Raw genomic sequence first — 26,038 nt, 5'->3', positions numbered from 1 at the left:
AACAATTAATAAATGGATATAAAATAAAGAGTTATTAAATATCAAATAAGTACTCGATAGCTAAGACTCGCTCCTCATCAAAGAGTTCACCGTCAACAATAAAATATCTTTATCATTTCTCGTAATAAGAAATCAGGGATTCTTTGGTTAAACTTATCATTAACAACGAACCATTGAATAATAATCACAAAAAGAGTAACAAGGATTGCGTTAAATATAGTGAGATTAAAAAAGCGATTATCAATAAAGCTCACTTTATCGATAACCGCTAATATTCGCTACCTCTGTTCAGATAACGTTATTGAGCTGCTTTCAATGCTTGCTCAAGATCTGCCAAGATATCATCAATATGTTCAATACCAATAGAGAGGCGGATCATATCGCGCGAAACCCCTGCTTTGGCTAATTCCGCATCGTTAAGCTGGCGATGGGTTGTTGAAGCGGGGTGGCAAGCTAATGACTTAGCATCACCAATATTCACGAGTCTCACAATTAATTTTAATGCATCAATAAAGCGAGCCCCAGCGTCTTGCCCACCTTTAATGCCAAATGACATGATACCCGCGGGTTTACCTTGCATGTATTTTTTCGCTAATGCATGCTCAGGATGACTTGCTAATCCCGCATATTTGACCCAAGCCACTTGAGGGTGGTTTTCTAAATATTGAGCCACTTTTAGTGCATTCTCTGTGTGGCGTTCCATTCTTAAAGCCAGCGTTTCCAAGCCTTGTAGAATCAAAAATGCATTAAATGGAGAAAGTGCCGCCCCCGTTCCGCGTAAAGGCGCGACACGACAACGAGCAATAAAAGCAGCTGCACCAAAGTGTTCCGTATAGCTGACGCCATGGTATGCAATATCAGGCTCCACCAATAGCGAGAAACGCTGCGCATGTTCTAACCAAGGAAATTTACCCGAATCAACAACCATGCCGCCGATAGAGGTTCCATGCCCTCCAATATATTTGGTCAATGAGTGCACGACGATATCAGCACCGTGCTCAATGGGACGGCATAAATAAGGTGTGGCCACCGTATTATCAACGATTAACGGTACGCCGTGGCGATGAGCCACTTCAGCTAATGCTGCAATATCGACCACAAATCCCGCTGGATTCGTGATGGATTCACAAAATACTGCCTTAGTTTTATCATCTATCAGCGCTTCTAATGCGGCTAAATCATCATGCTCAGCAAAACGTGTTTCAATCCCGAAACGTGGCAACGCATGCGCCATTAAGTTATATGTGCCACCATAAAGTTTGGCAACAGAAACAATATTATCTCCCGCTTGTGCGATAGTTTGAATTGCATAAGTGATAGCCGCCATTCCTGATGCAACAGCAAGCCCAGCAATCCCACCTTCTAATGCCGCCACCCGCTGTTCTAGTACATCATTCGTCGGGTTCATAATACGAGTGTAAATATTGCCAGCGACTTTTAAGTCAAATAAATCTGCACCATGCTGAGTATCATCAAAAGCGTAAGAGGTCGTTTGATAAATCGGAACAGCAACCGCTTTTGTGGTGGGATCAGGAGAGTAGCCTGCGTGAATCGACAATGTTTCTAATTTCATTTGTTATCCTTATTATGCCGTAGTAAAGGGTACCGTCAGTTCTATGACTTCTGTATTTACTACGTACCTGTTATATAAATAGATATTACCTAACAGTCTCTAGCAGACAACCCGTCTCAACTTGAAATTATTTCACACAGACAAATATCTTAAGTATTAATGACTCTACAGTATTAACTCACCGTAATTCGTTATTTACTAGGTTATTTGTTATAAATTTAAGATATAAAAAAGCCCACAACAATCACTTGCTGTGGGCTTTTTTTATTCTGGGGCATCAATTATTGAAACGCACCATAGATAACTGATGTGATTGAAGCTAAACCACAAATTAAAGTGAACGCTTGTGCAAGAGCTGATGTGCTGAATTTTTTCATCGCTGGCACAATACGCATCGCAACCACAGGTAGAATAAACAGGATAGCCGCAATCATTGGGGCCCCCATCGTTTCAATCATACCTAAAATGCTTGGGTTTCTAATTGTGACGATCCATGTTGTTAAGACAATGAACAACATAGAAGCCGTTTCAATTTTTCTCACAGAGAAAGATGAACGAGATTTAATCAATCCAACTAAACCTTCATGAGCCCCTAAGAAGTGTCCAAAATAACTGGATACAATAGCCGCAAAAGCAACAATTGGGCCTAAGTAAGATAGGATTGGTGATGGGTTAATGTTAGCAATATGCGACAACACGCTAATGTTCTCTTTTTTCGCGATTTCTAGCTCCGCAGGATTTAACGATAACACCACCGAAAAGACAAAGAACATCACGAATCCAGTTAACATCATCGCAGCGCCACCTGTAATCATATCCGTTTTAATAACGGCTTGGTCACCAAATTGTTGACGTTGATCTTTGGTGAACTGGCTGATGATTGGGCTATGGTTAAACGAGAATACAATCAGAGGAATCGCCATCCATACCACTGCTGGCATTGCACTCCAATCAGGTGCCACTTCAAGCATTGAAGTGTTCCATTCTGGAATTAAATACAAAGAAAGCGCTAATAGAATGAAAACCAGCGGATAAACCATCATGGAAGTCACGCGTAGCATTAAATCACGACCAAATAACACACCGGCAGTCATTGCACCAATCAATACGCCAGACAGTAGCCAACGAGGAATAGGCTCCATGCCAATTTGGTTTACTAAGAATGAATCAACGGTATTAGTAATCCCAACGCCATAAATCAATACGATAGGATAAATAGCGAAGAAGTAAGCAAATGTGATGACGTTTGCCCCTACTTTACCGAAATGCTCTTCCACGGTATCCGTAATATCAGCATCTGGATTTTTTGCCGATAAAACAAAACGGGCTAATCCTTTGTGGGCCAACCAAATCATTGGGGTCGCAATTAATGCAAGAATCACTAATGGCCAAAAACCCCCAGCACCGGCTTTAATAGGTAAAAATAACACCCCTGCACCAACCGCTGTACCGAATAAGGATAAAACCCACGTAAAATCTTTATAGGTCCATTTATTAACTGGTTTGTCTGTCGTCTTCATAGCATTTTTCATTATTTATTTAACACAAAAAAAGATGTGCGGATTTTGCATCAATTGCCATTCAGTACCTAGCTTATTTTTTGGCTTTTGTTTGGCTTTTTGGTGTAGATCTCAAAAAAAGGTCTTTATAAGGAAAAGTAGACAGAAATGAAAAATAAACCACCTCATTTCATTTAAAAAAAACACACGTAAAATTAACAAATTTTCGATTAATAGCCTGATTAACTATCAACATATAAATTAAATTTGGCTAGAAACAGACTATTTCTAGCCATTTTGATACTAAATTGATGAATAATTAGAGATAAACCGGAACTAAAATTTCGGTTGCAATAATCACAACAACCAATCCAACTAACACGGGAACTGAAGTTCTTTTCACGACCTCAAATGGTGAAATTTTCGCCATACCGGAGACCGCAACCACCACCCCAGAAACAGGTGATAAGGTACGCCCTAAATTGGAAGCCTGTAACATAGGAATGACTAAATAAGCAGGGTTAACGCCCATTTGTTTCGCTAGATGTGGGATCAACTCGACAAACGCATAAAAAGGCGCATTACCTGAACCTGTCGTCATCGCAGCAAGCATAGTAATAATCACCAATGCAATCATCATCACTATCGCGCCGGAACCGAAAGATTGTGCAAGGTCGATCAATCCCTTGATAAAGCCAATGGTACTTAAACCTTGTGCAAATATACCGGCGGCCACTAATAACATAACGACACTCGCAAATGCATCCGCCATGCCTTTATAACAAGTATCCAGCCCAGCATAAACGTGCTTAGCACTGAAGCTACGTAAAAATTCAATAATTGCGGCTAAAATAATGCAGCCAACAATGATAGTTACGATATGCAGTTCAGGCGCCCATTTACCATCAAAAATCAGTACGCCAATAATTGGCGTAAATGGCAAAATGGCATAAAAACTAGGTGCATGCGTTTTAATTTCATTCACGTCTAACATTTCAACGTTAACGTGCTCTTTTCTATCAAGAAAGCGCTGCCAGAAAAAGTGCGCTACCGACATCGCGATGATCGCCGCAATGGAGATTGGCAGCGTTGTTTTAAAGGCAAAATCAATCAATGGCATCTCTGCGGCTTTTGCCGCTAAAATCACATCGCCAGATGTCGGCGCCAATATGATTGCCGCGGGTGAAGCACAAATCGCTGCGGCGGCACCACGGCTAATACCGACATTCACCATAACGGGGAATAAGGTTGCCATTAACAATACACCTAGCCCCGTGGCTGAAGAAACGGCTAATGACATCAAACAGGCAACAATATAGGCTGCAACCATTAATATATAAGGTGAGTTGATCATTTTTAATGGTTTAGAGGCAATTTTCACCACCACATCATTTGCACCAATGTGGGTCATATAAGACGCAAATCCACACAGCACCATGATCATCATGCCTAAGTCGCCACCGCGACTCATCAATAAGAATTTGATATATTCTAAAATATCTGTAACACGCCAACCCGTCGCCTTCACGGATTCAGGTAAAATACTTTTCCCCATAATTGCGGTAATGATCAGTAGTAAAATACCCCCTGTCATCAGCACGCCCGTTGCCGAGTAGCCTTTAATAATGTAGCGCCCAACGCCGATTGCGACGATGACGCCAATTAACAGTTCAACCATATATTTCTCCTGCCTGAAATAATTTTAATTTTAGTTAACTGTACTCTGCCCAATATATAAGCGAAATTTACTGACGCGGATCATGTCATGAACAGATAATTATCATAAAAAAATAACTATTCGCTTTGCTTTATAGAATGGACAAGAATTTTTGAAGGCAGAAATACTCAGGGCGATTTCTCTATATTTTTAATATTTTTTAAAGAAAAAGCCCTCTAGTAATTTAAAGGCTAAAATAGATATTTGAAACGAATACGAAACCCATATCGTTCATCATCGGACTTATCAATGAGTTCGCTTTTCGCTGTTGCTATCGTTGAGTAGTAAGCACCCAAATAAATATTATAGTTTTCAATGTGTAAGATATTGGGGATTTCGTAAGAAACATACAGAGTATGTAAATCATATTTTCCTGGAACGCCATTGAGGACCGACTCATCATCCAGTACATATTGATATTTATTCGGATTAAAATCTTTAATATTATTGTGAGCGTATATATAACCTAAAACGAAACGACGCCATTTTGCATATCCGCCAGCTGAAAAGTCCGTTTCCGCATTAGCCTCCATATAAGCAGTATTAAAAGCGGCTTTAATGCCACTCATTTTATCTTTTGATGTGGTATCCCAAGTGATATTTAAACCATAGCCATTACGTCTTGAAAAATCTTGCCACTTGCCATCAATTGTCGCACCATAAGCGTTATGCATAACTTGGCTCTCCATCGCCAATGCAATTTTCAATGGTTTTGGTTTCCAAACAGCGACAGGCCGAAGATAAACTGCACTTTTTCTGTTATCAAGGTCGTAGCCATGATAGCGCTCATCACCAAATAATGCGGTTCCATCTTCAACTAAGGTATTCACTTCAAAATACCAATTGTCCAACCTTTTCGAGAGCTGGATACTTCCACCATCATTTGAGCGACCCCGACCTTCTTTCATCATATAAACATAACCATATCCATCGGTATATAAGCTATTTGAGGTGTTACCTGAGTGAGAAATGAAAATATCTTGGTCAAGGGGGAACATACTATAACCTTCATACCGCCCGACTTTAATTGTCCAGTCATGATGTTTTCCAAAATAAAAGAAAGCATCATCTAACCCGATATCCCCATCTGCCTTAGCAAGAGGTTCAACTTGAAAGCCAGTTTCATTACCATTGGCGAGTTGGTGTTTACCTTGGAAACCCAGCAAAATGCGCCCATTTATATCCCAATTATCATTTTTACCACTATTGGCACTTTTACTCACCGCTTCACGTATCGATGTCATTTGCCCTTTACGACTGGAACCATCGATATTCAGCTCAATATTTCCGTAGATCTTTAACTCACCATTCTGCTGATTAAATTTAATAGTGGGTTTTGTTGTGTCTGTCTTTAGCGCTTCTTTAGGTTGGGATGATGGTGTCGTTGCCTGTAATGTCATCATCTGTGCTAATTTATTGGCTCGATTTTCAGCACTCTCCGCTCGCTGAATAGCTTCGGCTGTCAAAATCTCAAGCGCTTTAATGCGCGACGCCATATCCGCTAGCGTTATATCGGCCAGAACGGTTACAGGTAACGCCCCCCAAAACATGCATGTTATTTTAATTAACCAATTGATCTTCATAGCATTCCTTAGTTGGAGAAAGGGTTTTTATCGCCCAACCAAGATTGCTGAAATTAACCGTAAGTTTTATTTTTTATTATAAGAATACTGCATATTAAATGACCAAAAAAACGGTGTATCATCACAATTTTAACGATGCCTACAGCAGAATAATGATTAATAAATCAGATAAAATTTTTAGCGAAACTGCTCAAAAATCATGTCACCCGAAAAGCCACGATATTGTAAATAACGAATCTGTTTACTTTTTTCTTTAAAATCACTCGGAATATCATCACTAAATTTTTTACGACGTACTGTCGCCGCAAGTTCAAACCAATCAACATCCGTATTCTCAAATTGTTGGTCAATCAAAGTAGCAGCAAACCCTTTTTGTCGTAACTCTTGTTTAATACGCAGCGGTCCATAACCTTTACGGATATAACTTTGAAAATGCAGTTCCAGCACTCGAGTATCATCAAGAAAATGTTGTTCACTCAGACGCGCAATCACTCGTTCAATCAGCGTTTCATCAACAATCCCTTCATTCTTTTCATACATACGACGTTTCATACGCGCATTTAGCTCCTCTGTTCCATAATCGCGACGAGAAAGCATAAATAGTGCATATTGATATAATTCAGATTCAGTCATAGATAATACTCAACAATAAAAAATGGGCACCTAATGTACCCATTCTATATGCTAATGCATTCGAAATGCAGTTAAGTGGCGTCTTAGTGAACTTGAGCACCCGAAAGTAATTTATAAATCGTATCAGGTGTGTAGTTACCATCTTGATAGTAGATAGTCCAATCAGTGATATCATCACGCGTAAGCGGATAAACCTCTCCTTCTTGCATCGTCTGCACATAGAAAGGATGATTGATCAAACGACCTTCAAAGTGATCACCATTCCAAGACACGGGCTCAAACCACATATGCTCATGACCTTCATAGTCTTCTTCTTCATCACGATAGCCAATTCCACACTTCACTAAGAAACGCCATTCGCTCTCGTCTTGCTCTTCTGATTTTCCAAGCAGTTTAGATAGAAAACCTTTCTTTTGTACAACCGGTTTTGGCCCATAATTATCGAGCATATGGGTAAAATATTCCCAACGTAATTTTGCTTTACGAGACATATCCGCGGTTTCTTCATCAGTACGCATAAACATCATCGCATTTTGATCTTCAAAACCTTTAAAGAAGCTTTCTAGAACTGGCTCTTCTTGTGTGACTCTAAATAACATAACAGATGGGTGTTGATGGGATTCATCGCGATCATTCCAATCGCCCATAAACCGTTTTGACGCCGCGTCACCAAAGTCATAATTCATCTCTTCAAGCGGTTTCAAATTATCAATTGGCGTTGATTGCCCTACATGTTGTAAACCTTCTTCAAACGGTAGTGCCACTAAATATTCGTAACCACTTTGTGTTTGACCAATAAAAATTGGCTCATTAAACACAATTTTGCCATGCGTAATACTATTGTTAACAAAACTCCAGAACAGCTCAGGAATACCGTAATAAGACGCGATAGGATGTGGGATAATAATTTCCGCTTCCGATAACCCACAGCGCGCAAGACCATGAGTGTGGAACCAATACATTGTTGGCCCACGTTCTTCAGCCGATTGTTCTTCAATTTCATCAGTATCATAGATGGCATGAACGACATATAAAGAATCAATGCTTGGCATCAAATCATCAAGCAATTGGAAATTCAGCCACTCGCGGGTAAAGACCTTACCCGCCGCGGACAAATCAAGTCCTAACAATAAGTCGGGAACTAATATCTGTATAATTCTTAGCTGTTGTAAGTAACTCACTAAAGGCTGATCTTGAAATAGGCATTCAACGATAACGGCTTGTGGCGCGGCACTCGCCTCAGCATATAACTCCGGGCTGATTGGATCTGTAGAGAAATAAGGATTAATGACATATTCAGGGTCACTATCCACCAGAGAAATATAAAAACGTAGCTCTTCCTCGCCTTGCTTACAGGTAAAGAAAAATTCCCCTTCACTTTCAGGTATGTAGTCAATCTCTCCATCAGTAAAATAGTTTTGCTCTTCTAAACGTTGTTCTAGACGCGCGAGTGTTAATTCTGAAGCAGGAATTGCCACCATTGAAGAAGCTTCTTTTTCACCGTTACCGGCAGCGATATCGAGGTATTGTTGTTTATTATTCATTATATAAGCCTATAATTTGTTTACTCGCCCAAGGATAGCAGCTTAGTCTAGCCATTTATATTGTGAATAATCTTAACGAATTCATATTAAAATATTTGCCTGTACATTTTAAAATAGTCACTATCGAACAAAGTGTTATTGTACTTTGCAATCAAAGATCACTCAGGCACAATAGCCTTAACGTAATTCTCTAACCGTAGCTCCGCTTTAATTGGGCTGAATAATGGATATTAAATATGGCAGAACTCACTAAAGAGCAGAAAAAATACGTTGACCAATTGGCGATGGAACGTGTTTATGACATGAATAATGATGACGTGCTCATCAATGCGCTTGAGCAGAAAGTGCATCAAATGGAAGATCACTTAAAAGCCTATTTCCATGAACGTGTCCATTTCCATCAAAGTAAGCAAAAATAACAACAAAATGGGTAATAAAAGAAGTGATCTTAAATACTTCTTTTATTACTTCTTAACTTTAATCAAAAAATATCGAATTAAACCCTTATTTCCATAAAACACAGCATTTAACGCCATCTATTAATTAACTTATTATGCTAAACTTGAACTCATCTTTTATTGATGTGTTTTCTCTTGTTTATTTCAATGTAGAGTCCATTTATGACACGCATTCAACTTAGCAAAGCGTTGCTACTCTCTTGCTGCTTTTCTATTCCAGTCAGCTTTGCAGATAGTGACCGTCCACTTTTTTCCGTCACCATGAGTGAGTCTGGCGTTCCACAAAATAACAGCGAAGGCGGTATTACTCGCTCATCTTCTAGCGAATCTCGTGTATTGCCTATTTGGGGAGATGAAGCACGCGCTCGCGGTTATGATATCCCAGAGCCTTTTGGTGTGAGCTACGGCTATATGAACCTGCGCCAAGATGTTGTGGTGGATAAAATCGGTTTTATTTCTAATTCCAATATGGATTTAGAAAAAATGCTTCATATCGAAACCGGACATACCCGTAGTAAAAATGAATCTCATGTATTAAAGCTTGATGCATGGGTATTCCCTTTTATGAATGTATACGGTCTTTATGGAAAAACAAAGGGAACATCAAAAACCAATCTAAATAACGTAGAAGCGCGCATGAAATTGCCTTGGGGTAAAGATTGGATTATCCCTATTGGTAAAGATTTACCATTCGAATTAGATTATGAAGGGAAACCTATGGTGGTGGCGTGACCTTTGCTGGGGGCTATAACCAATTCTTTACAACTCTAGATGCTAACTATACTAGAACAAACCTAGATATTTTAGATGGTAATATTTCAGCCCTAGTCATTACCCCACGTATTGGTTATGAGTTTATTTTTGATCCTCTGATCAGTGGTCAAGGAAATACAAAAATTCAAGTTTGGACGGGTGCTATGTACCAAGATATTACCCAACGTTTTAAAGGGGATGTCAGCAAACTTAATCTCCCTCCCGAGTTAAGTAAATTTATGGCATTAGCGCCTAATGACATGAAATTCGATGTCAAACAGCACCTTGCCCATAAATGGAATAACACGGTAGGGGCGCGTGTCGAACTAACACGTCACTTTAATGTGTTAACTGAAATTGGTTTCAATAACCGTAATAGCTTCTATATTTCAGGTGAGTTCCGTTTTTAATGCTCCAGCAACAATATTTGCAAAGGCTGACACTGCTCAGCCTTTTTATTACCCTACCCATTCAAGCGGAGTTATTGCCTGATCGGCAAAAAATCGATGTTTGGTTAAACCAACTCGGTGGCTCAAATAGTTTTGATGAAAGCAAAACCATCGACTGGGGCATATTACCCGGTCCATTTTATACGCCAGAAATGGGCGTAGGAATTGGTACTGCACTCGTTGGTTTATATCGCATCGATAAAGACGATAAAACGACTCAGCCCTCCTCTGTTGGTTTAAGTGGATTTGCTTCCTCTACTGGCGCATTTGGCGTTAATTTCACCAATTATAATTTTATCGACCACGACCAGTGGCGATTATTTATTTCAGGTACTTTAAATAACATCCCTACTTATTATTGGGGGAAGGGGTATGCCGCGGGAAAAAATGACCATAATAAAGAAAAGTATCATTCCCAAGAATTCCAAATAACGCCCCGAGCGCTATATCGTCTGGCAGATGCTACCTATGTGGGATTAGGTTGGCAGTTCTCCTCTATTAATGCGAGTGATCCTGATGAAGGTGCTAAACGCTATTTTCAGCAAGCTATTGGGGGTCGTTCAGTGATCAACTCAGGTATCAGTGCTTATTTTAGCTATGATACACGCGATTTCTTACCTAACGCTCACCACGGGCAGACTTTTGAAGCCATCTATACCTATTTTTCCCCTAGCCTAGGCAGCGATACGCGTTTTCAGAGTACACAACTACAGTATGCTTATTATCATGAGATAACAGAAAAAACCGTCATTGCACTTGATAACTACGCACGATTTACCACTGGTGAAGTACCGTGGAATCAACTCTCTTTATTAGGTAACACGAATCGTATGCGAGGCTATTACGAAGGGCGCTATCGAGATAACAACATTTTTACGACCCAATTAGAACTACGGCATAAACTTGATTGGCGTCATGGTGTCGTTGGTTGGCTCGGTACTGGAACGATGAGTGACAGTCCATCTGAATTAGGTGAAGGCCATTGGCTGCCGACTGTCGGTGTCGGCTATCGATTTGAATTCAAACCTAGAATGAATGTACGCCTCGACTTTGGTGTCGGCCGTAATAGCACAGGTTTCTATTTCCAAGTAGGGGAAGCGTTTTAATGCTGAAACCATTAATAGTCACTATTGGTATTCTGTTGCTCACAGCCTGTCAAAATAGTGCACCTTCTAAACTTGCGGCTGTATCACCTGAACTTAATAGTGATACTCATGAATTTGCGTCACAGTCATGGCCTGTCCTTGAGCCTTTAGAACCACCTCAAGGTTTACGCGCCTGTTGTGCTTTTGGCTATGACCTGCAAGCACAACTTTGGGGGATCCCAGTTCCTTTCTACACTATCGATAATATTGTTGAAGCCGATAAATTAGGTGAACATCATTACAATGATAGCTTCTTAGGTGCTACCGCCGCACTAATGGGCGTCAGTGATGAAAAAGTGGGCCTTTTATACACGGATAAAGGGGGATTCATTGATATTTCCCATGTTAGAGACACTGCTGACTATACCATCTTTTTGTTTAGCCAAATTTATCCAAGGCTCGGTGAAAGCTGGACGCTCAAATTAAGTGACGAACTCGCTAGCAGGCAAATTGTTTTTAAGCCGTTTACACCACCGGTTTCCACCGAACAGCGATATACTCTCAGTGCTTACTTAGCTGCAAAGCTCGCATTCCAACTTGCCGCTTGGCATGAAATAGCCCAATGGTATGGCTATCAATCTGTGCCCGGTTTTTCAGAAGGGATTTCTGCTTTTTCTCCGGAGGATTTATATTCCAATCTACTCGGCGCTCGCCTATCCATGACACTGATCTTACAAGGTAGAGCCCAGTCACTGCCTTTATTTTCCCAATCTATGGAAGATATACTCCCTACGGCATTGGAACAACTTGGTGCCAATACTAAGCTACAGACCCGCGCTATGTTCGATAGAGTCGATGGATTGTGGTGGAATAGCTACCAGCGCGTTCCTGAAAAATTCCTCGTATTAACTCGCGATTATGATACTAGCGATAACCGCTATCCTTTAATGCCTTTGCAAATGGTGCCAACAGAAAGCTTACGTTTAAGCTTACCTAATGAATATCAAGGATATTCTTTGCAAGAGCTTGCTCAATTTAGGTTATTACCTACATCAAAAATGGCACACTTACCGACTCCGCAGACATACTGGACAGTGGCTGATTTTTCAACGCTCTCTGAAGCAGCAAAACAACAAGATCAGCAGCAACAGATATTATCATTTTGACCGTTTTTAAAGGTAGGTAGAAATTGTACGATTGAACACTTTTTAGCCTACCCTTTCCTCAACACGACACACTTTTTCGTTTAATATCGAATCAACACAAAGAGACATTTTTGTATCTTCATCTTCTGACAAACGGTTAAATTTCTTATTTTGCCTAAAAAATAGGCCACCAACCGCTTAATAAATAACCAAATTAACCCCATAATAACTCATGTAACTGCATGTATTTTGACCACATTTAGGATAAGTAACATGTTTTCACTCGCATAAACGTTAGAATTATTTATTAATTTCAAATCAAACACAAAAAAAAGGAATTAAAACTGATTTTAAATCAATTAAATACAAAAGATACACTTTAAAGACAAAACAATACAGTAATTTAGCTAAAGTCAGCCGGATAAAAGTAGCTCCCCCAAAATTATTCTGCTACTATTCGCTCGATTTTTGTTCAGAGAAATTAGGAGAAGCAAATGCCCTCTCGAACGATGAGGACAAACGCCGTCTTCGCTTTCTTACTGTTATTGTTATTTTCGGGTTTGAGTTTCGGCTCAACAAGTACCAGTACCACACTCAAGAAAGAGTATTCTCACAAGGCCGTGCAGAGCTCAAATCAGGCTCAAACCTCTCTGCCTGATTTGCGAAAATACCCGTCCGGTACACCACGTAAGAAAGCGTTTTTAAAAACGATTGTCCCAGTGATTGAAAAGGTCAATCAAGAAATAATGGCGGAACGTAAATGGTTACTTTCTGTTCGCTCGAATAAAAAATGGAGCGCTCAGGAGCTACGCCGTCTTGCTCAAATTTGTAAAAGCTACGGTATGACCTGTACCACCCCAAATAAAATGAATTGGGATAAGCTATTGAGCCGTGTTGATATCATGCCTACCCATTTGGTTGCAACTCAAGCAGCGACGGAGTCAGGTTGGGGAACATCACAGCTAGCACAGCAAAATGGTAACCTATTTGGTATGAGATGTGGCAGCGGTTGCCAACTAAAACAAGGAAAGATTAAAGGCTATTCCGCATATGATTCTGTTGAAGAAACAGTTTCAGCCTACATGAAGAACATGAATACTCACAATGCTTATGAGTCGCTACGTTCGTCTAGAGCGAAACAGCGTCTATCAAAAGATGAGTTGGATACAACAAAACTTATCAATGATATGAAAGGGTATTCACAGTTAGGTTCATCTTATAACCGCTATCTACAAGAGATGTACGTGAGCAATGAAGAACTGATTACACAGGCTCAAAAAACGGCATCAAATCGTATTTAATTTGTATCACCAGGTACACGTTCCTACTAAAAATCCACTTTTTTATAAAGTGGATTTTTTCTTATTGCAACAATGCTGATTATTAATATGATGTAAATATTCATTTATACTTCAAATGATTCGAGATGCAGCTAAACAATCGAGGTAAAGGATCGAGAAAACATGTGGATGTCGACGATTCGAGAGTCTCCTCTATCAGTCACGCTACAGTTCGGCCTTAACGAGTATACAACAATAATTAACAACCTGAGTCTTATATGAATTTTTTCTCATTCGAGTTTCTTGGCTCTTTTTTGGTGTTTTTCCTCATTTATTGGAGTTGCCAGCCTAGTGCAAAGCTTCAAAATGGGCTATTAATTACCGCGAGTTATTTTTTTGTTTATTCATTTAATCCTGATTTCGCCTATATATTATTCGGCTATACCCTCTTTATTTATTTTCTCACTAATTGGGTTTCGAATTGGCTTTCCAACAAATGGGTATTTACACTCCTCGCGCTTGGCATCATCGGTTGTTTTACTGCGTTTAAATACTATTCATTCTTTCAAGAAACACTCCAACAAACTTTCGATAAATTAGGCCTTAATGTCGGGCTGCCTATTATCGAATTATTAGCTCCACTTGGACTGTCTTTTTATGCATTCCATTCTGTAAGCTATACCGTTTCCGTATGTCGTAAAGAAATTCCTAAAGCGGACTTTTTTGATGTCGTGCTATACCTGAGCTTTTTTCCTAGTATTGTTGCAGGCCCCATCAACCGCGCTAAAAATTTTATTCCCCAGATCCAAACAGAGAGTCGTGAGATACTCGATGCTAGAAAAGCAATTTTGCTGATTTCATTAGCGCTGGTTAAATTGTTTCTCTTTAGTGCTTATTTATCTGAAAACTTTGTGAACCCCGTGTTCGATGCCCCGGCAGGTTTCAAGGCAGGCGAAATCTTAGTTGCTACCTATGCTTATGCATGGAACATCTATTTTAATTTTTCGGGGTATACTAACTTAGTCACAGGTATCGCCTTACTATTAGGTTTCCGCGTTCCTGTGAACTTTAATGCCCCTTATATGGCCGCAAACTTAAAAGAGTTTTGGGCTCGCTGGCACATTAGCCTATCAACCTTCATTCGCGACTATATCTACATTCCATTAGGTGGCAATCGAAAAGGCTTCAGCCGTATGAACACCAATGTCTTTTTAGCCATGGTAATTTCAGGACTATGGCATGGTGCAGCGATGACCTTTGTCATTTGGGGAGCAATACACGGCTTAGGGATCGTACTGCTTAACCTTAAGAATTTATGTATGGAAAAGTTAGGGTGGACAAAAAGCTTTCCTAATAAAACCGTCACAACGCTATTATCGCGGATCATCACATTCCATTTTGTCTGTTTTGCTTGGATATTTTTCCGTAGCCAAACTTTTGATGATGCATTAATGATGGTGTCACAGTTCGCCTCTCCTGACCTTATTGCCTCCATTAGGGCAAGTATTGGTTTATTGGTCGCATTTTGGGCTTTACTGTTGCTTTATCCCTATTTCGTCCAGTCGTATCATTATGTTGCAAGGAAATACCAAAATATTGCTTGGTATTATTACCCTATACCACTGGCTATTGTACTAACGATTATGTTTATGCTTTCACCTTCTGGGATGCCGGGATTTATTTATGCTAACTTCTGAGTTTAAAAAAAATCTAATAAAAACCGGACAAGTCTTTTTTATTGTTTTGGTAGCAGGAATATTATTAATTTGGCTGAATCAAGCCTCATTAGAACGCTTCTGGCAACAAAAATATCATCGAGATCCACCTTGGGCTGGCATGTCAGGTCATCCTGTTTGGGATTATGGTGCTTATTTGTATGATGGTACGCTGGCTGCGGGAAGTACCTTTGCCTACCACGCTTCGGGGCAGCATGCCAAAGACGTCGAAGAAGCTGAGGCGCTTGCTAATGCTTCTGCTCGCAGTAAAGCTGTTTTTCCTGAAGGTTATCAAGTTGGATTACATTTTCTAAATGGTTATATTTATCCTGCAAAATCATTGTCAGTGACCTTTCCTGAGCTATTGAAACGCCAACAGCAAAGAGCATCGTTGCAAACGGAAGGGGTCAGTCCAATAACCGTATTGCAAAACGATCCTATTGTCCCCAAAAGTATCGCGAAATTAGAAAAAGGTGACCAAGTTCTGTTTGCGGGCGACTCAATGATGCAAGGGGTCGCACCACATGTGAAGAACATGCTATTGAAAAAATATAATATAGATAGCATTAATCTTAGTAAGCAAAGTACTGGCCTTGCTTATCCGCGCTTTTTTAATTGGCCACAAACGATTGCGGACACATTGAATAAAAACCCTAAAATCAAAGTATTAGTTGTATTTCTCGGTCCTAATGACCCATGGGATATGCCACCCGATACGGGTTATAAGTATGTGAAATTTAAAAGTGAAATGTGGGAGCAGGTGTACCGTTCACGCATTAATGATATATTAATGACAGCGCGCCAACATCATGTTGATGTTATTTGGGTTGGCCCTCCCAACATGCGTAAAACGAGCCTATCAGAAGGTATGCAGTTCCTAAGAGATCTCTACCAGTCCGAAGTCAAAAATAATGGCGAAATTTATTTTTCTGTCAATGATGTCTTTAAATACAAGGACCTGACTTACTCTGATTATTTCGGCGATGAAAGCAGCAAAATTAAGCTTAGAAGTGGTGATGGGATCCATTTCAGTCCCAAAGGACAACAAGCGATTGCGGAAAAAGTGTTTTCATTAATTCATTTTGAAGAGGAAGAAAAGGTTCTTCATGAAGCAAAACAAACTGCGTCAGGCCAAGTCCAAATTAGCGGCAGCTAGTGCCATCGCATTGTTATCACTCAGCTTATTATCTTGTCAGCAGGATACAGAGCAGACACGTCACGGCTCGGCAGGCCATAGAACATCCATCAATGTGGATGTTCAAGGGCAGCTTATCAATAATGGGGAGCCGAATCTCCAGCAGTTTGCCAATAAGCTCAAGCAAGGTAATCAGCAGGTTCATATTGTCCAAATTGGCGATTCTCATACTGCCGCTGACTTTTTTAGTGGTGAGTTAAGAACGATGTTCCAGCAACATTATGGTGATGCTGGCCCAGGATTTGTTCCTGCCATCTCAATACCCGGACAGCGTACCGCGACTATCAATCGTAAAAGTGATAAGCATCAATGGGAACTGTTCAGTAGCCGTAAAGATGAACGATTTGACTACCCTCTTGGAGGCTTAATCGCTCTACCCATGGCTTCACAGAGCTCTGTACAATTAATGCCATTACAGGTGGCTAATGGGACGTATCAGTTACAGGCTCTGTACCAAAACACCTCGGGTAGCCAGATGAGTATCTCTCCAGCTTCATCGTCTCCTATCGCATTACCAGCAACAGGGAACTCTTGGCGTTTTTCTTCCCCTGTTAGCACTCAGCTACCGTCTGACGTGACGGTGAGCAAGGATAACAATCTTAAATTAGGGGGTTGGTTGCTACGTGCCAATCATCCTGGCGTGATGTTATCAGCGATAGGAATTAATGGGGCGACCATCAATATGTTCGATAAATGGCAACCACAATGGGTGGATACGTTAGCACAGATGTCACCGGATATGGTGGTCTTAGCCTATGGGACCAATGAAGCATTTAACGACAATCTGGATTTAGTGGCCTATCAGCAAAGTCTCCGTGAAAAAATTCATCTCATACGCCAGCGTATGCCTGAAGCCGTAATTCTGCTGATTGGACCTAATGATTCCATCAAATTTAGCAATGCGCCGAGCTGCGAAGCGAAAATGCCTGTTCACCTAACCAATGTGATCAAAATCCAAAAAACTGTCGCAGCCCAAGAAAACGCTCTGTTTTGGGATTGGCAAGCCTTTATGGGTGGGCCTTGTTCAATACGCTCATGGGCAGCACAAGACCTTGCACGACCCGATAACGTGCATTTATCTGCCGATGGCTATAAGAAGAGCGCCCAAGGCCTCTATCGTCAACTTAGCCAAATGTTAAACTAATCAAATCAAAGGTGGCGAGAAACTTTCTCGCCATCTTTGATTGCAACCTTTAAGATATCGCACGTTCCCCCCTTCAAGAGTCGCTATAGACTCTCAAACTCAGCAAAGAGTCATCAAGGCTTACTAATAATTATCCTGTCGCGATGCCTGCCCTCAACAATTGCGGATTATTAGAGGAATACTAGAAAATTAACGTCCTTTATTCGTCATAGTCAATCCTAATGAAGATTGGGATGAACTATTACAAAGTCAGTTAGAAGAGCTGCAAAATACAGAGTTCGGTACTGCACTGGCTCAAGCTTACCGTTTTAATAGACAGTATTAACGATCAAAAACCCGCTCAATCCCCTCTGACTATCAGAGTAAATTGAACGGGTTACTGTTACTTAGAAATCTAAATTATAAGAAGGCAAAGAAAATCATCCCCACGATGGCACCTGTCGTACCCAGAATGGTTTCCATGACGGTCCAAGTCTTCAATGTTTGAGCTTCAGTTGCGCCGGTGAATTTACCAAATAACCAGAAACCAGAGTCATTCACATGGCTGAGGATTAAAGAACCACCAGAAATACAGGTCGCAAGCGCGGCTAACTGTGCACCTGAATACCCTAATTCACCAATCACAGGCAGGACTAGACCCACGGTCGTTAAACACGCCACGGTTGCCGAACCTTGAATGACACGAACAGCACCTGCCAGCACAAAACACGCGACTGCGATCGGTAAACCTGCACCGATTAATGAATCCCCTAGAGCAGGACCCACCCCTGAATCAACGAGTATTTGCTTAAACACACCACCCGCACCGGTGACTAATAAGATGATACCTGCGGGTTGAATCGCGGCTGAACACACTTCCATCACTTTTTCTTTATTCATGCCATAGCGGAAACCTAAACCATAGATAGCCAGCAAACACGCAAGCAGCAAAGCAGTAAATGGATGTCCGATAAACTCTAGCCAATGCTCAAGATTCGAACCCTTTTCAACAAAATGGGTACCAATGGTCTTTAAACCCACCAAAACCAGCGGAAACAAGACTAAACTCAGGCTAAAGCCAAAACTAGGCATTTTGCCATGTTCCATGTTTGGCGCTTGATAATCAGCGGGAATATCGATGGTTACGTGTTTACTGATAAAGCTACCGAATAAAGGGCCCGCAAGTAGCATTCCGGGGATTGCCGCACACAAGCCAATCAGGATCATCCAACCATAGTCTGCTCCCATTTGCGAAGCCACCAACATGGGGGTTGGGCCTGGCAACAAGAAAGCCGCGGCGGCTGCGACCCCAGCAAATAAAGGAATTGCCATACGAACAACGTTATGGCCCGTACGGTTTGCCACCGCAAATACCACCCCAATCAAGAGAACAATGGCAACGTCAAAAAAGAGTGGTAATGCACAAATTAACCCAGCGATACCAACTGCGTAGTGAGCTCGCTTTTCACCGAACAAATTCAGTAGCTTCGTTGCAACCTGATCGAGTGCACCGGTTTCATGTAAAATTTTACCGAACATGGCGCCCAATGCGACAACAATCGCCAAGAAGCCTAACGTTCCTGCCATACCTTTTTGCATCGTTGCCGTAATATCTTGAATTGGCATACCTGAAAATAGCCCTGCACCAATCGATACAATCATCAGTGCAACAAAGGCATGCAAACGTGCATACATGACAAGGAACAATAATAAGACAACCGAGCCGACGGCCGTCAGAACTAAAGTGAGCGTGCTTAATGCTTCAACAGGGGGGTTCATGGATTGCCTCCAGATACGATTTGGTGAATAGCTGTACAAGTATTCTCAATTACTTCATCGAGAGATGGGCGAATATCAATAACATGAACATCCTGTTCTTCTAATGTAGGTTCTTGTAATGCCTGAAATTGTGAAATTAGCATTTCAGGTTTAAAAAAGTGACCTTTACGTACTTTGAGACGTTCCGCAATGAGCTCTGCATCCCCTTTCAGGTAGATAAAATAGAGATTTTTATTTCCCTCTCTTAATCTATCGCGATAACTCTTCTTCAGTGCTGAACACACAACGAGAGAAATAGGGTTAGTCCGCTGCATAGCAAAAATAGCGTCATTTAATGCGGCAAGCCAAGGCTGACGGTCTTCATCATTTAATGCATGACCAGAAGACATTTTCTGAATATTCGCTCTCGGATGTAAAAAGTCGCCATCTAAAAAAACCGCATTGGTTTTTTGAGCGACACCGTTCGCGACTGCCGATTTACCGCTACCCGATACCCCCATGAAAACAAATGTATAATTTTGTGTTTGGGTATCACTCATTGGAAACTCCTCAGGTGTTAAATAATAAAAGGTACTTATTTTTTTGTTTACCGATAGTAGACATTCGATTGTTACCGGTAACAGTTACCAGTAACATTATCGGCAGCGCTGTTATTTTTAGCAATTATCTTTATGGGAAAATAAAGAGATCTGTGATGCTTCTCTCACTAATGTGATGCATCATTTTTGAATTCTAAATACTTTCACCTGGTAGTAACTCAAAACCAACATCAAATAACGTCTGTGGTAACTTTTTACCATTAATACGCGCCAGTAAGACTTCGGCCGCTTTACGTCCAATACTATCTCTAGGGGTGAGAATACTGGCTAATTTCGGTGTCATCACTTGGCCAACATCATGGCCATGGAAGCCTGAGATGGCTAAGTCATTCGGCACTTTAATACCAAGGCGTTGGCATTCAAAGATCGCCCCGATCGCCAAGTCATCATTGGTACAAAATAAACCATCTGTTTCAGGGTATTTTTGTATGCAATCATGAAGTAGCTTAGCACCTAATGAATAAGAAGAGCTCACCTGTGTCATCACATTACGCGGCTCGAGACCAGCATCACGCATAGCTTGCTCATAACCTTGTAAACGAATCACAGTTCGCTCATCATGACGGGCTCCGAGATAGACAACATGTTGGCATCCACGAGTTAACATTGCCGCCGTCATTTGTCGTGAGGCTTCAAAGTTATCAATACCAACCGCAACATCGAGACATGGAGAAACGCTATCCATGATTTCAACGACAGGGATCCCTGCTGTCTTTAACATCCTGAGCGTTCGCTCTGTATGGGTACGTTCCGCTAAAATGACCCCATCGATATTATAAGAGAGTAAAAAAGTGAGGCGCTCTTCTTCTTTTTCGGGGAGATAGCCATAATGCGCTAGCATTGTTTGGTACCCATGACGATCTGTCACAGCTTCAATGCCACGAATGACTTCCGCAAAAACTTGGTTAGTTAACGAGGGTAATAGCACACCAATAGCGTGACTCGTTGCATTGGAGAGCAGATCCGGTGCCTTATTTGGAATATAGCCTAATTCATCAACCGCTTGCTCTATTTTACCACGTAACACTTCAGAAACCTGCTCAGGGTTTCGTAGAAAGCGGCTAACGGTCATCTTCGTGACACCGACTTTGTCGGCAACATCCTGTAGTGAGGGTCTTTTTTTCTTCATATATTCCAATATTTCTAGCACATGCAATGTCTAAGACTATGTTCAGCGATCTTTTTATGGATAGCAATGTTTGTTACTGATTTACATCACAGAATAGTCGAGTTTTCCTATTAATGTCTCTTTTGTGGTTGACTCTAAGGTATGACTTCGCTAACTTTCCGCGCTATATACCAATAAATATAACGAACCTTATTTTTAATACTATGGGAATTAACCGCAGACAGTTTATCAAATCCTGTGCAGCGTTCATGGCACTTTATTATTTTCCTGCCTATGGGAAGAGAAATAATCACGTCGAACAAGCACTATTTGGTGTCATCCCCCAGCCAAGTAAAATCCAGCGCGTCATTAGTGCCGGTCCGCCTTCTGATCTGCTGTTGTTCGCTTTAGCACCTGAAAAAATGGTGGGATTTTCTTCAATTAATTTACAAAAAGGCCATTCTCATTTATTCGCTAAGCAATGGCGAAATTTACCTATATACGGACGCTTAGCGGGTCGTGGTAGCACATTATCGCTAGAAAAGCTGATTGATTATAACCCCGAATTGATTATAGACACTGGTAATATTGACGATACCTATCGTTCTCAAGCCGAAAAAATCGCGAAACAAACAGGAATTCCTTATTTGCTGATTGCAGGAGGGCTGCATGATTCACCACAGCAGTTACGCCAATTAGGTGAATTATTAGAGGTTCAGCAACCTGCCAAACAACTAAGTGAGGTTGCCCAACATTATCTCCAAGACGCCAAAACCTTTGCTGAAAAACACCATGCTAATGCGCCTAGTTTCTATCTAGCCAGAGGGGCCAAAGGGCTACAAACAGGTACTAAAGGCTCGATTCATACTGAAGCTATAGAAATATTGGGTTTACGCAATGTTGTCGACATCCCTAACTTTAAAGGTTTAACTGAAGTTTCTATGGAGCAGCTGTATGATTGGAACCCTGACATTATCATTACGCAATATCCGGAAGCCGCTGAGTTTATTAGGCATTCAACATTATGGAAAGGCTTGCATGCAGTCTCCTCTGAGCATTTGCTGACTTTTGGTGGTCTGCCATTTGGTTGGATTGATGGCCCTCCTGGCATTAACCGCTTGTTAGGCATGCGCCGTTTACAAAGTCATTTTGATCAACACGTAGAATCAATCATTGGTGATGACATAAAACAATTTTTCCATCTGTTTTATCACTCACCTCTGACTGACGCCCAAATTGATAAATTGCTGGAAATGTCATGAGTCGCGTAATGATATCGGGTCTACTCTTAGTGGTTTTTATTATCTGTTTTGTCATAGCATTAAACAGTGGTAAGTATTCACTAACATTTAACCAGTTCCTCAATTTATTGATGGCTGAACTGAGTACTTCCACAACGATTGATGACCCACGTACTGCTACTGTATTTTGGCAAATTCGTTTTCCTCGAACATTAGCTGCCATCATCATCGGTGGCGGGCTAGCCATTGCAGGCGCTGCTTATCAAGGTATGTTTCGTAACCCGTTGGTTTCGCCTGATATATTAGGGGTATCTGCTGGCGCTGGGGTGGGTGCCGTCATTGCCATTTTTTTAGGGCAATCATTGGTCTATATCCAGTTAGCTGCCTTTATCGGCGGTTTACTCGCCGTGACCTTAGTCTGCTTGATCGCTCGAATGGCACGCCAACATGATCCTATCTTATCCCTCGTCTTAGTGGGGGTGGCGATCAGCGCGCTATGTGGTTCTGCCATCTCTCTTATGAAAATTTTAGCTGACCCTTATACACAACTGCCTTCGATTACTTTTTGGTTATTAGGTGGACTTTCATCGATCACACAACATGACCTGCTTTCCGCCTTCCCAATCATGCTGCTGGGCATTATCCCACTACTCCTGCTGCGCTGGAGAATGAATTTACTCAGCCTCTCCGATGAAGAAGCAAAAAGCTTAGGTATTAATGTCAGTTTGCTGAGGGCGGTCTTCATTATTTCCGCCACCTTAATTACTGCGAGTGCAGTGTCAATTGCGGGAATTATTGGTTGGATTGGATTAATCGTTCCCCATATCACTAGAATGATAGTAGGCGCTAACTTTCGCTATCAGTTACCAGCCTCTATGGCTATAGGGGCGATTATGCTACTTATCACCGATACATTAGCACGTAGCATCGCCGCCATTGAACTGCCCCTTGGTATATTAACCTCGGCTGTCGGTGCGCCTTTCTTTTTGGCTATCCTGTTGCAAACTCGGAGAGTCAAATGAACCTGATAACCTTAGAAAACGTGGCTATTGGCTATCATCGTCAAGCGATTTTAACGCAACTTTGCTTAGCACTAGAAACGGGCGCAATAACATGTCTTCTCGGGGCCAATGGTTGTGGTAAAACAACCTTAATGAAAACGTTGTTAGGACTTATACCTGCTATTGAAGGGCGTATTTTATTAAAAGAAAAACCGCTCAGCACTTATAAATCAAGCGATATCGCCAAAGTGATCGCTTACGTACCTCAAGCGCATGATACGCCTTTCACCTTTACTGTTATTGATATGGTGATGATGGGACTCAGCCCTCATATTTCATTATTTTCAGCGCCTAGAGCCAAAGAACGCACACTGGGATTACAGCAACTCAACAAGTTGGGCATTGCTCACCTTGAATCACGTTTATACTGCACACTCAGTGGTGGTGAGAAACAGTTAGTATTGATAGCCCGCGCCTTAATCCAAAACCCAATTATGCTGATTATGGATGAACCCGCCGCGAGTTTAGACTTTGGCAACCAAATTCGTTTGTTAACACAAGTTGAACAATTAAAAGCGCATGGAATGACCATTTTCATGTCAACTCATCATCCACAACATGCTGCCGCTATCGCCGATAACGTCATTTTGCTTGATAAAGCGTATGGAGCAAGACAAGGTTCAGCTCAGAGTATGTTAACACTCACTAACTTAGCAAAACTCTATTCTACTGACGAAAAGAGTATTGCTACTCATTTTCAGTTTCCTACTCATTTTACTTGCTAAGGCCACAGTTATGCTTATTGACCAATTAGATTTTGCCAAAATGTATCAAGATCATATGCAAAAGGCACAACGTTCACGTAAAGAACCCGAGCATTGGGATAAAAAAGCCCAAAAAATGGCACAAACTTGTGCAAATCCACACGACCCTTATTTAATACATTTTCGTGAGTTAATGGATTTTACAGATGCAAAAACACTACTCGATGTTGGATGTGGCCCCGGTTCTGTGTGTTTAAACCTTGCAAACCAATTGACATCGGTCATCGGTATTGATTACAGCCAAGGCATGTTAGACGCGGCCAGAGAACGCGCTAGCGCGCTGAATATTAATAATGCGCAATTCGAACAATTAGCATGGGAAGACGATTGGACTCACTTACCAAAAGTCGATATCGCGATTGCATCACGCTCAACGTTAGTCGATGACCTTAAAGCTGCTTTACTGAAGCTTAACCGCCAAGCCAACTTACGCGTTTACACAACCCATACCGTGAACCCAACCTTTATTGATGAGAATATCATTCACTCTATTGGTCGTGAAGTGGTGCGCCTGCCAACTTATATCTATGCAGTTAATATCTTGCATCAGATGGGGATCAATGCTCGCGTTGATTTTATCAATAGCTCCGATAATAGCGGCTTCGCGAGTGTCGATGCTTTTGTCGATAGCGTCAATTGGTCACTAAAAAACTTAACCACTGACGAGATAACCAAATTACATCAATACTATGCACAGCACATCAGCTCAGGAAAACGCATCCCTTATCCTTCACGTAATTGGGCGATGGTCTCGTGGGACGTGGTCGATGAAGCGAGTCTTACACTATGATATATCTCTCTGATAGCATAATCGATCAGTTGCTCCTTGATGATATTCTGTATGGTGATTTAACCACACGCTCTTTAGGTCTACACAACCAACGAGGTACTATGACGTTTACCTCTACACAAGGTGGTTGTATTAGTGGTATTGAAATCGCCTTACGAATGCTCAAGAAATTAGGTCTTGATTGCCAAGGCTATTTTCGCGATGGTGAAATCGTTGCAGAGAATAGCGGCCTAATTAAGGCCACAGGCGCTGTAGAAGCTCTTCATCAAGGATGGAAAGCGGTACAAAATATACTTGAATGGTGTTGCGGAGTCAGCCACTACACCCACCAAATGGTTTCTATACTTAAGCACCACCAGCCCAATGCACAATTAGCCTGCACAAGAAAAACCGTACCAGGAACAAAATTATTTGCCCTCACCGCAATACTGGCAGGCGGCGCAATGATTCATCGAGCAGGCTGTGCTGAAAGTATTTTATTATTTACCAATCATCGCAATTGTCTCGCAGCACCTAATGACTGGCATGCACATATTAATACATTAAAAATTGCCGCGCCCGAACAGCAGATTATTGTTGAAGCGGATGATATCGAACAAGCGAATCTAGCCATTCAAGCAGGGGCTGATATTGTGCAATTAGATAAATTTACGCCACAACAAATCCGCCAGTTACAGCAAGATATTTATAAACAAAACAGCTTGTGCCGTTTATCCGCGGCCGGTGGCATCAATTTACAAACCATAGAAGAATATGCGCAAACAGGCATTTCTTTATTTGTCACATCGGCTCCCTACTACGCCCCACCGAGAGACATTAAGGTAAAAATTTCCGTAGCGTGAACCTAGCAATCATACAAACCCAGAGCATCATCCACCTAATTTGATGGATGATCTCGCTTATCAATAAACACCAATATCGTTATATAAAAAGTTATACATTGC

At 41.3% G+C, this 26,038-nt stretch carries 21 protein-coding genes and 1 pseudogene; 13 read left to right on the top strand and 9 right to left on the bottom strand.

All coding sequences use genetic code 11. From position 1 onward, the window contains the following. Nucleotides 1-298: 298 nt before the first annotated feature. The 6 genes from P2E05_RS02135 to P2E05_RS02110 all read right to left on the bottom strand — a co-directional run bounded on the left by P2E05_RS02135 (nt 299) and on the right by P2E05_RS02110 (nt 8,549). Nucleotides 299-1,573 carry a bifunctional O-acetylhomoserine aminocarboxypropyltransferase/cysteine synthase gene (locus P2E05_RS02135; protein WP_154622212.1) on the bottom strand — a complete coding sequence of 425 codons (1,275 nt, stop codon included), beginning with the start codon at nt 1,571-1,573 and terminating at the stop codon, nt 299-301. A gap of 281 nt (nt 1,574-1,854) precedes the next feature. Then, nucleotides 1,855-3,093 (bottom strand): aromatic amino acid transport family protein, encoded by a 1,239-nt coding sequence (locus tag P2E05_RS02130; protein ID WP_154622211.1) that lies wholly within the window; start codon nt 3,091-3,093, stop codon nt 1,855-1,857. 298 nt (nt 3,094-3,391) lie between these two features. Beyond that, nucleotides 3,392-4,750: an anaerobic C4-dicarboxylate transporter DcuC gene (gene dcuC / locus P2E05_RS02125; RefSeq protein ID WP_154622210.1), complete on the bottom strand. Its 1,359-nt coding sequence runs from the start codon at nt 4,748-4,750 to the stop codon at nt 3,392-3,394. Nucleotides 4,751-4,980: 230 nt separating this feature from the next. Beyond that, on the bottom strand, nt 4,981-6,372 hold the full coding sequence (locus P2E05_RS02120) for a carbohydrate porin (protein ID WP_154621813.1): 1,392 nt from the start codon (nt 6,370-6,372) through the stop codon (nt 4,981-4,983). 177 nt (nt 6,373-6,549) lie between these two features. After that, on the bottom strand, nt 6,550-7,005 hold the full coding sequence (locus P2E05_RS02115; protein WP_154621812.1) for a regulatory protein RecX: 456 nt from the start codon (nt 7,003-7,005) through the stop codon (nt 6,550-6,552). 83 nt (nt 7,006-7,088) lie between these two features. After that, a complete protein-coding gene (locus tag P2E05_RS02110; RefSeq protein WP_154621811.1) occupies nt 7,089-8,549 on the bottom strand; it encodes a DUF4026 domain-containing protein in 1,461 nt (486 codons plus the stop codon). A 236-nt stretch (nt 8,550-8,785) separates the two neighbouring features. Here P2E05_RS02110 and P2E05_RS02105 point away from each other — a divergent pair, with 236 nt between their 5' ends. The 8 genes and pseudogenes from P2E05_RS02105 to P2E05_RS02070 all read left to right on the top strand — a co-directional run bounded on the left by P2E05_RS02105 (nt 8,786) and on the right by P2E05_RS02070 (nt 17,773). Beyond that, nucleotides 8,786-8,968, top strand: a complete 183-nt coding sequence (locus P2E05_RS02105; protein ID WP_154621810.1) for a hypothetical protein — start codon at nt 8,786-8,788, stop codon at nt 8,966-8,968. 201 nt (nt 8,969-9,169) lie between these two features. Then, nucleotides 9,170-10,170, top strand: a pseudogene (locus P2E05_RS02100) (hypothetical protein). Further along, the gene (locus P2E05_RS02095; RefSeq protein WP_154621808.1) at nt 10,170-11,315 is read left to right on the top strand and encodes a BamA/TamA family outer membrane protein; all 1,146 of its coding nucleotides are present in this window, start codon (nt 10,170-10,172) and stop codon (nt 11,313-11,315) included. The pseudogene P2E05_RS02100 and the gene P2E05_RS02095 overlap by 1 nt, the downstream one beginning before the upstream one ends. After that, nucleotides 11,315-12,460: a DUF4056 domain-containing protein gene (locus P2E05_RS02090; protein ID WP_163860598.1), complete on the top strand. Its 1,146-nt coding sequence runs from the start codon at nt 11,315-11,317 to the stop codon at nt 12,458-12,460. Before P2E05_RS02095 ends, P2E05_RS02090 begins: the two co-directional genes overlap by 1 nt. 473 nt (nt 12,461-12,933) lie before the next feature. After that, the gene (locus P2E05_RS02085) at nt 12,934-13,740 is read left to right on the top strand and encodes a protein bax (protein WP_154621806.1); all 807 of its coding nucleotides are present in this window, start codon (nt 12,934-12,936) and stop codon (nt 13,738-13,740) included. A gap of 257 nt (nt 13,741-13,997) precedes the next feature. After that, a complete protein-coding gene (locus tag P2E05_RS02080) occupies nt 13,998-15,416 on the top strand; it encodes an MBOAT family O-acyltransferase (protein WP_154621805.1) in 1,419 nt (472 codons plus the stop codon). Further along, a complete protein-coding gene (locus tag P2E05_RS02075; protein WP_163860597.1) occupies nt 15,403-16,590 on the top strand; it encodes a DUF459 domain-containing protein in 1,188 nt (395 codons plus the stop codon). Before P2E05_RS02080 ends, P2E05_RS02075 begins: the two co-directional genes overlap by 14 nt. After that, on the top strand, nt 16,541-17,773 hold the full coding sequence (locus P2E05_RS02070) for an SGNH/GDSL hydrolase family protein (protein ID WP_272677650.1): 1,233 nt from the start codon (nt 16,541-16,543) through the stop codon (nt 17,771-17,773). The genes P2E05_RS02075 and P2E05_RS02070 overlap by 50 nt, the downstream gene beginning before the upstream one ends. 399 nt (nt 17,774-18,172) lie before the next feature. Here the strand turns inward: P2E05_RS02070 and gntU are convergent, their stop codons facing one another. From gntU to gntR, 3 genes are all read right to left on the bottom strand, one after another. Beyond that, a complete protein-coding gene (gene gntU / locus P2E05_RS02065; RefSeq protein WP_154621802.1) occupies nt 18,173-19,531 on the bottom strand; it encodes a gluconate transporter in 1,359 nt (452 codons plus the stop codon). Then, nucleotides 19,528-20,070 carry a gluconokinase gene (gene gntK, locus P2E05_RS02060; RefSeq protein WP_154621801.1) on the bottom strand — a complete coding sequence of 181 codons (543 nt, stop codon included), beginning with the start codon at nt 20,068-20,070 and terminating at the stop codon, nt 19,528-19,530. Before gntK ends, gntU begins: the two co-directional genes overlap by 4 nt. Nucleotides 20,071-20,263: 193 nt before the next feature. Continuing rightward, nucleotides 20,264-21,259, bottom strand: coding sequence for a gluconate operon transcriptional repressor GntR (gntR, locus tag P2E05_RS02055; protein ID WP_276122992.1), 996 nt, complete (start codon nt 21,257-21,259; stop codon nt 20,264-20,266). A 203-nt stretch (nt 21,260-21,462) separates the two neighbouring features. Here gntR and P2E05_RS02050 point away from each other — a divergent pair, with 203 nt between their 5' ends. From P2E05_RS02050 to modD, 5 genes are read left to right on the top strand one after another with little or no spacing between them, the layout of a single operon-like run. Continuing rightward, the gene (locus tag P2E05_RS02050; protein WP_196713976.1) at nt 21,463-22,500 is read left to right on the top strand and encodes an ABC transporter substrate-binding protein; all 1,038 of its coding nucleotides are present in this window, start codon (nt 21,463-21,465) and stop codon (nt 22,498-22,500) included. Beyond that, nucleotides 22,497-23,501, top strand: coding sequence for a FecCD family ABC transporter permease (locus tag P2E05_RS02045; protein ID WP_269723405.1), 1,005 nt, complete (start codon nt 22,497-22,499; stop codon nt 23,499-23,501). Before P2E05_RS02050 ends, P2E05_RS02045 begins: the two co-directional genes overlap by 4 nt. Continuing rightward, complete coding sequence (locus tag P2E05_RS02040) at nt 23,498-24,265, top strand: ABC transporter ATP-binding protein (RefSeq protein WP_251464950.1); 768 nt, start codon at nt 23,498-23,500, stop codon at nt 24,263-24,265. The genes P2E05_RS02045 and P2E05_RS02040 overlap by 4 nt, the downstream gene beginning before the upstream one ends. 10 nt (nt 24,266-24,275) lie before the next feature. Continuing rightward, nucleotides 24,276-25,094 (top strand): class I SAM-dependent methyltransferase, encoded by an 819-nt coding sequence (locus P2E05_RS02035; RefSeq protein ID WP_276122991.1) that lies wholly within the window; start codon nt 24,276-24,278, stop codon nt 25,092-25,094. Continuing rightward, complete coding sequence (modD, locus tag P2E05_RS02030; protein ID WP_154621795.1) at nt 25,091-25,936, top strand: ModD protein; 846 nt, start codon at nt 25,091-25,093, stop codon at nt 25,934-25,936. Before P2E05_RS02035 ends, modD begins: the two co-directional genes overlap by 4 nt. Nucleotides 25,937-26,038 lie beyond the last annotated feature (102 nt).

It is taken from the genome of Providencia stuartii (genome assembly GCF_029277985.1).
Lineage (GTDB): Bacteria > Pseudomonadota > Gammaproteobacteria > Enterobacterales > Enterobacteriaceae > Providencia > Providencia zhejiangensis.
Note: the sequence above shows the minus strand (reverse complement) of the source record. Positions and strands in the feature narration are given on the sequence as shown.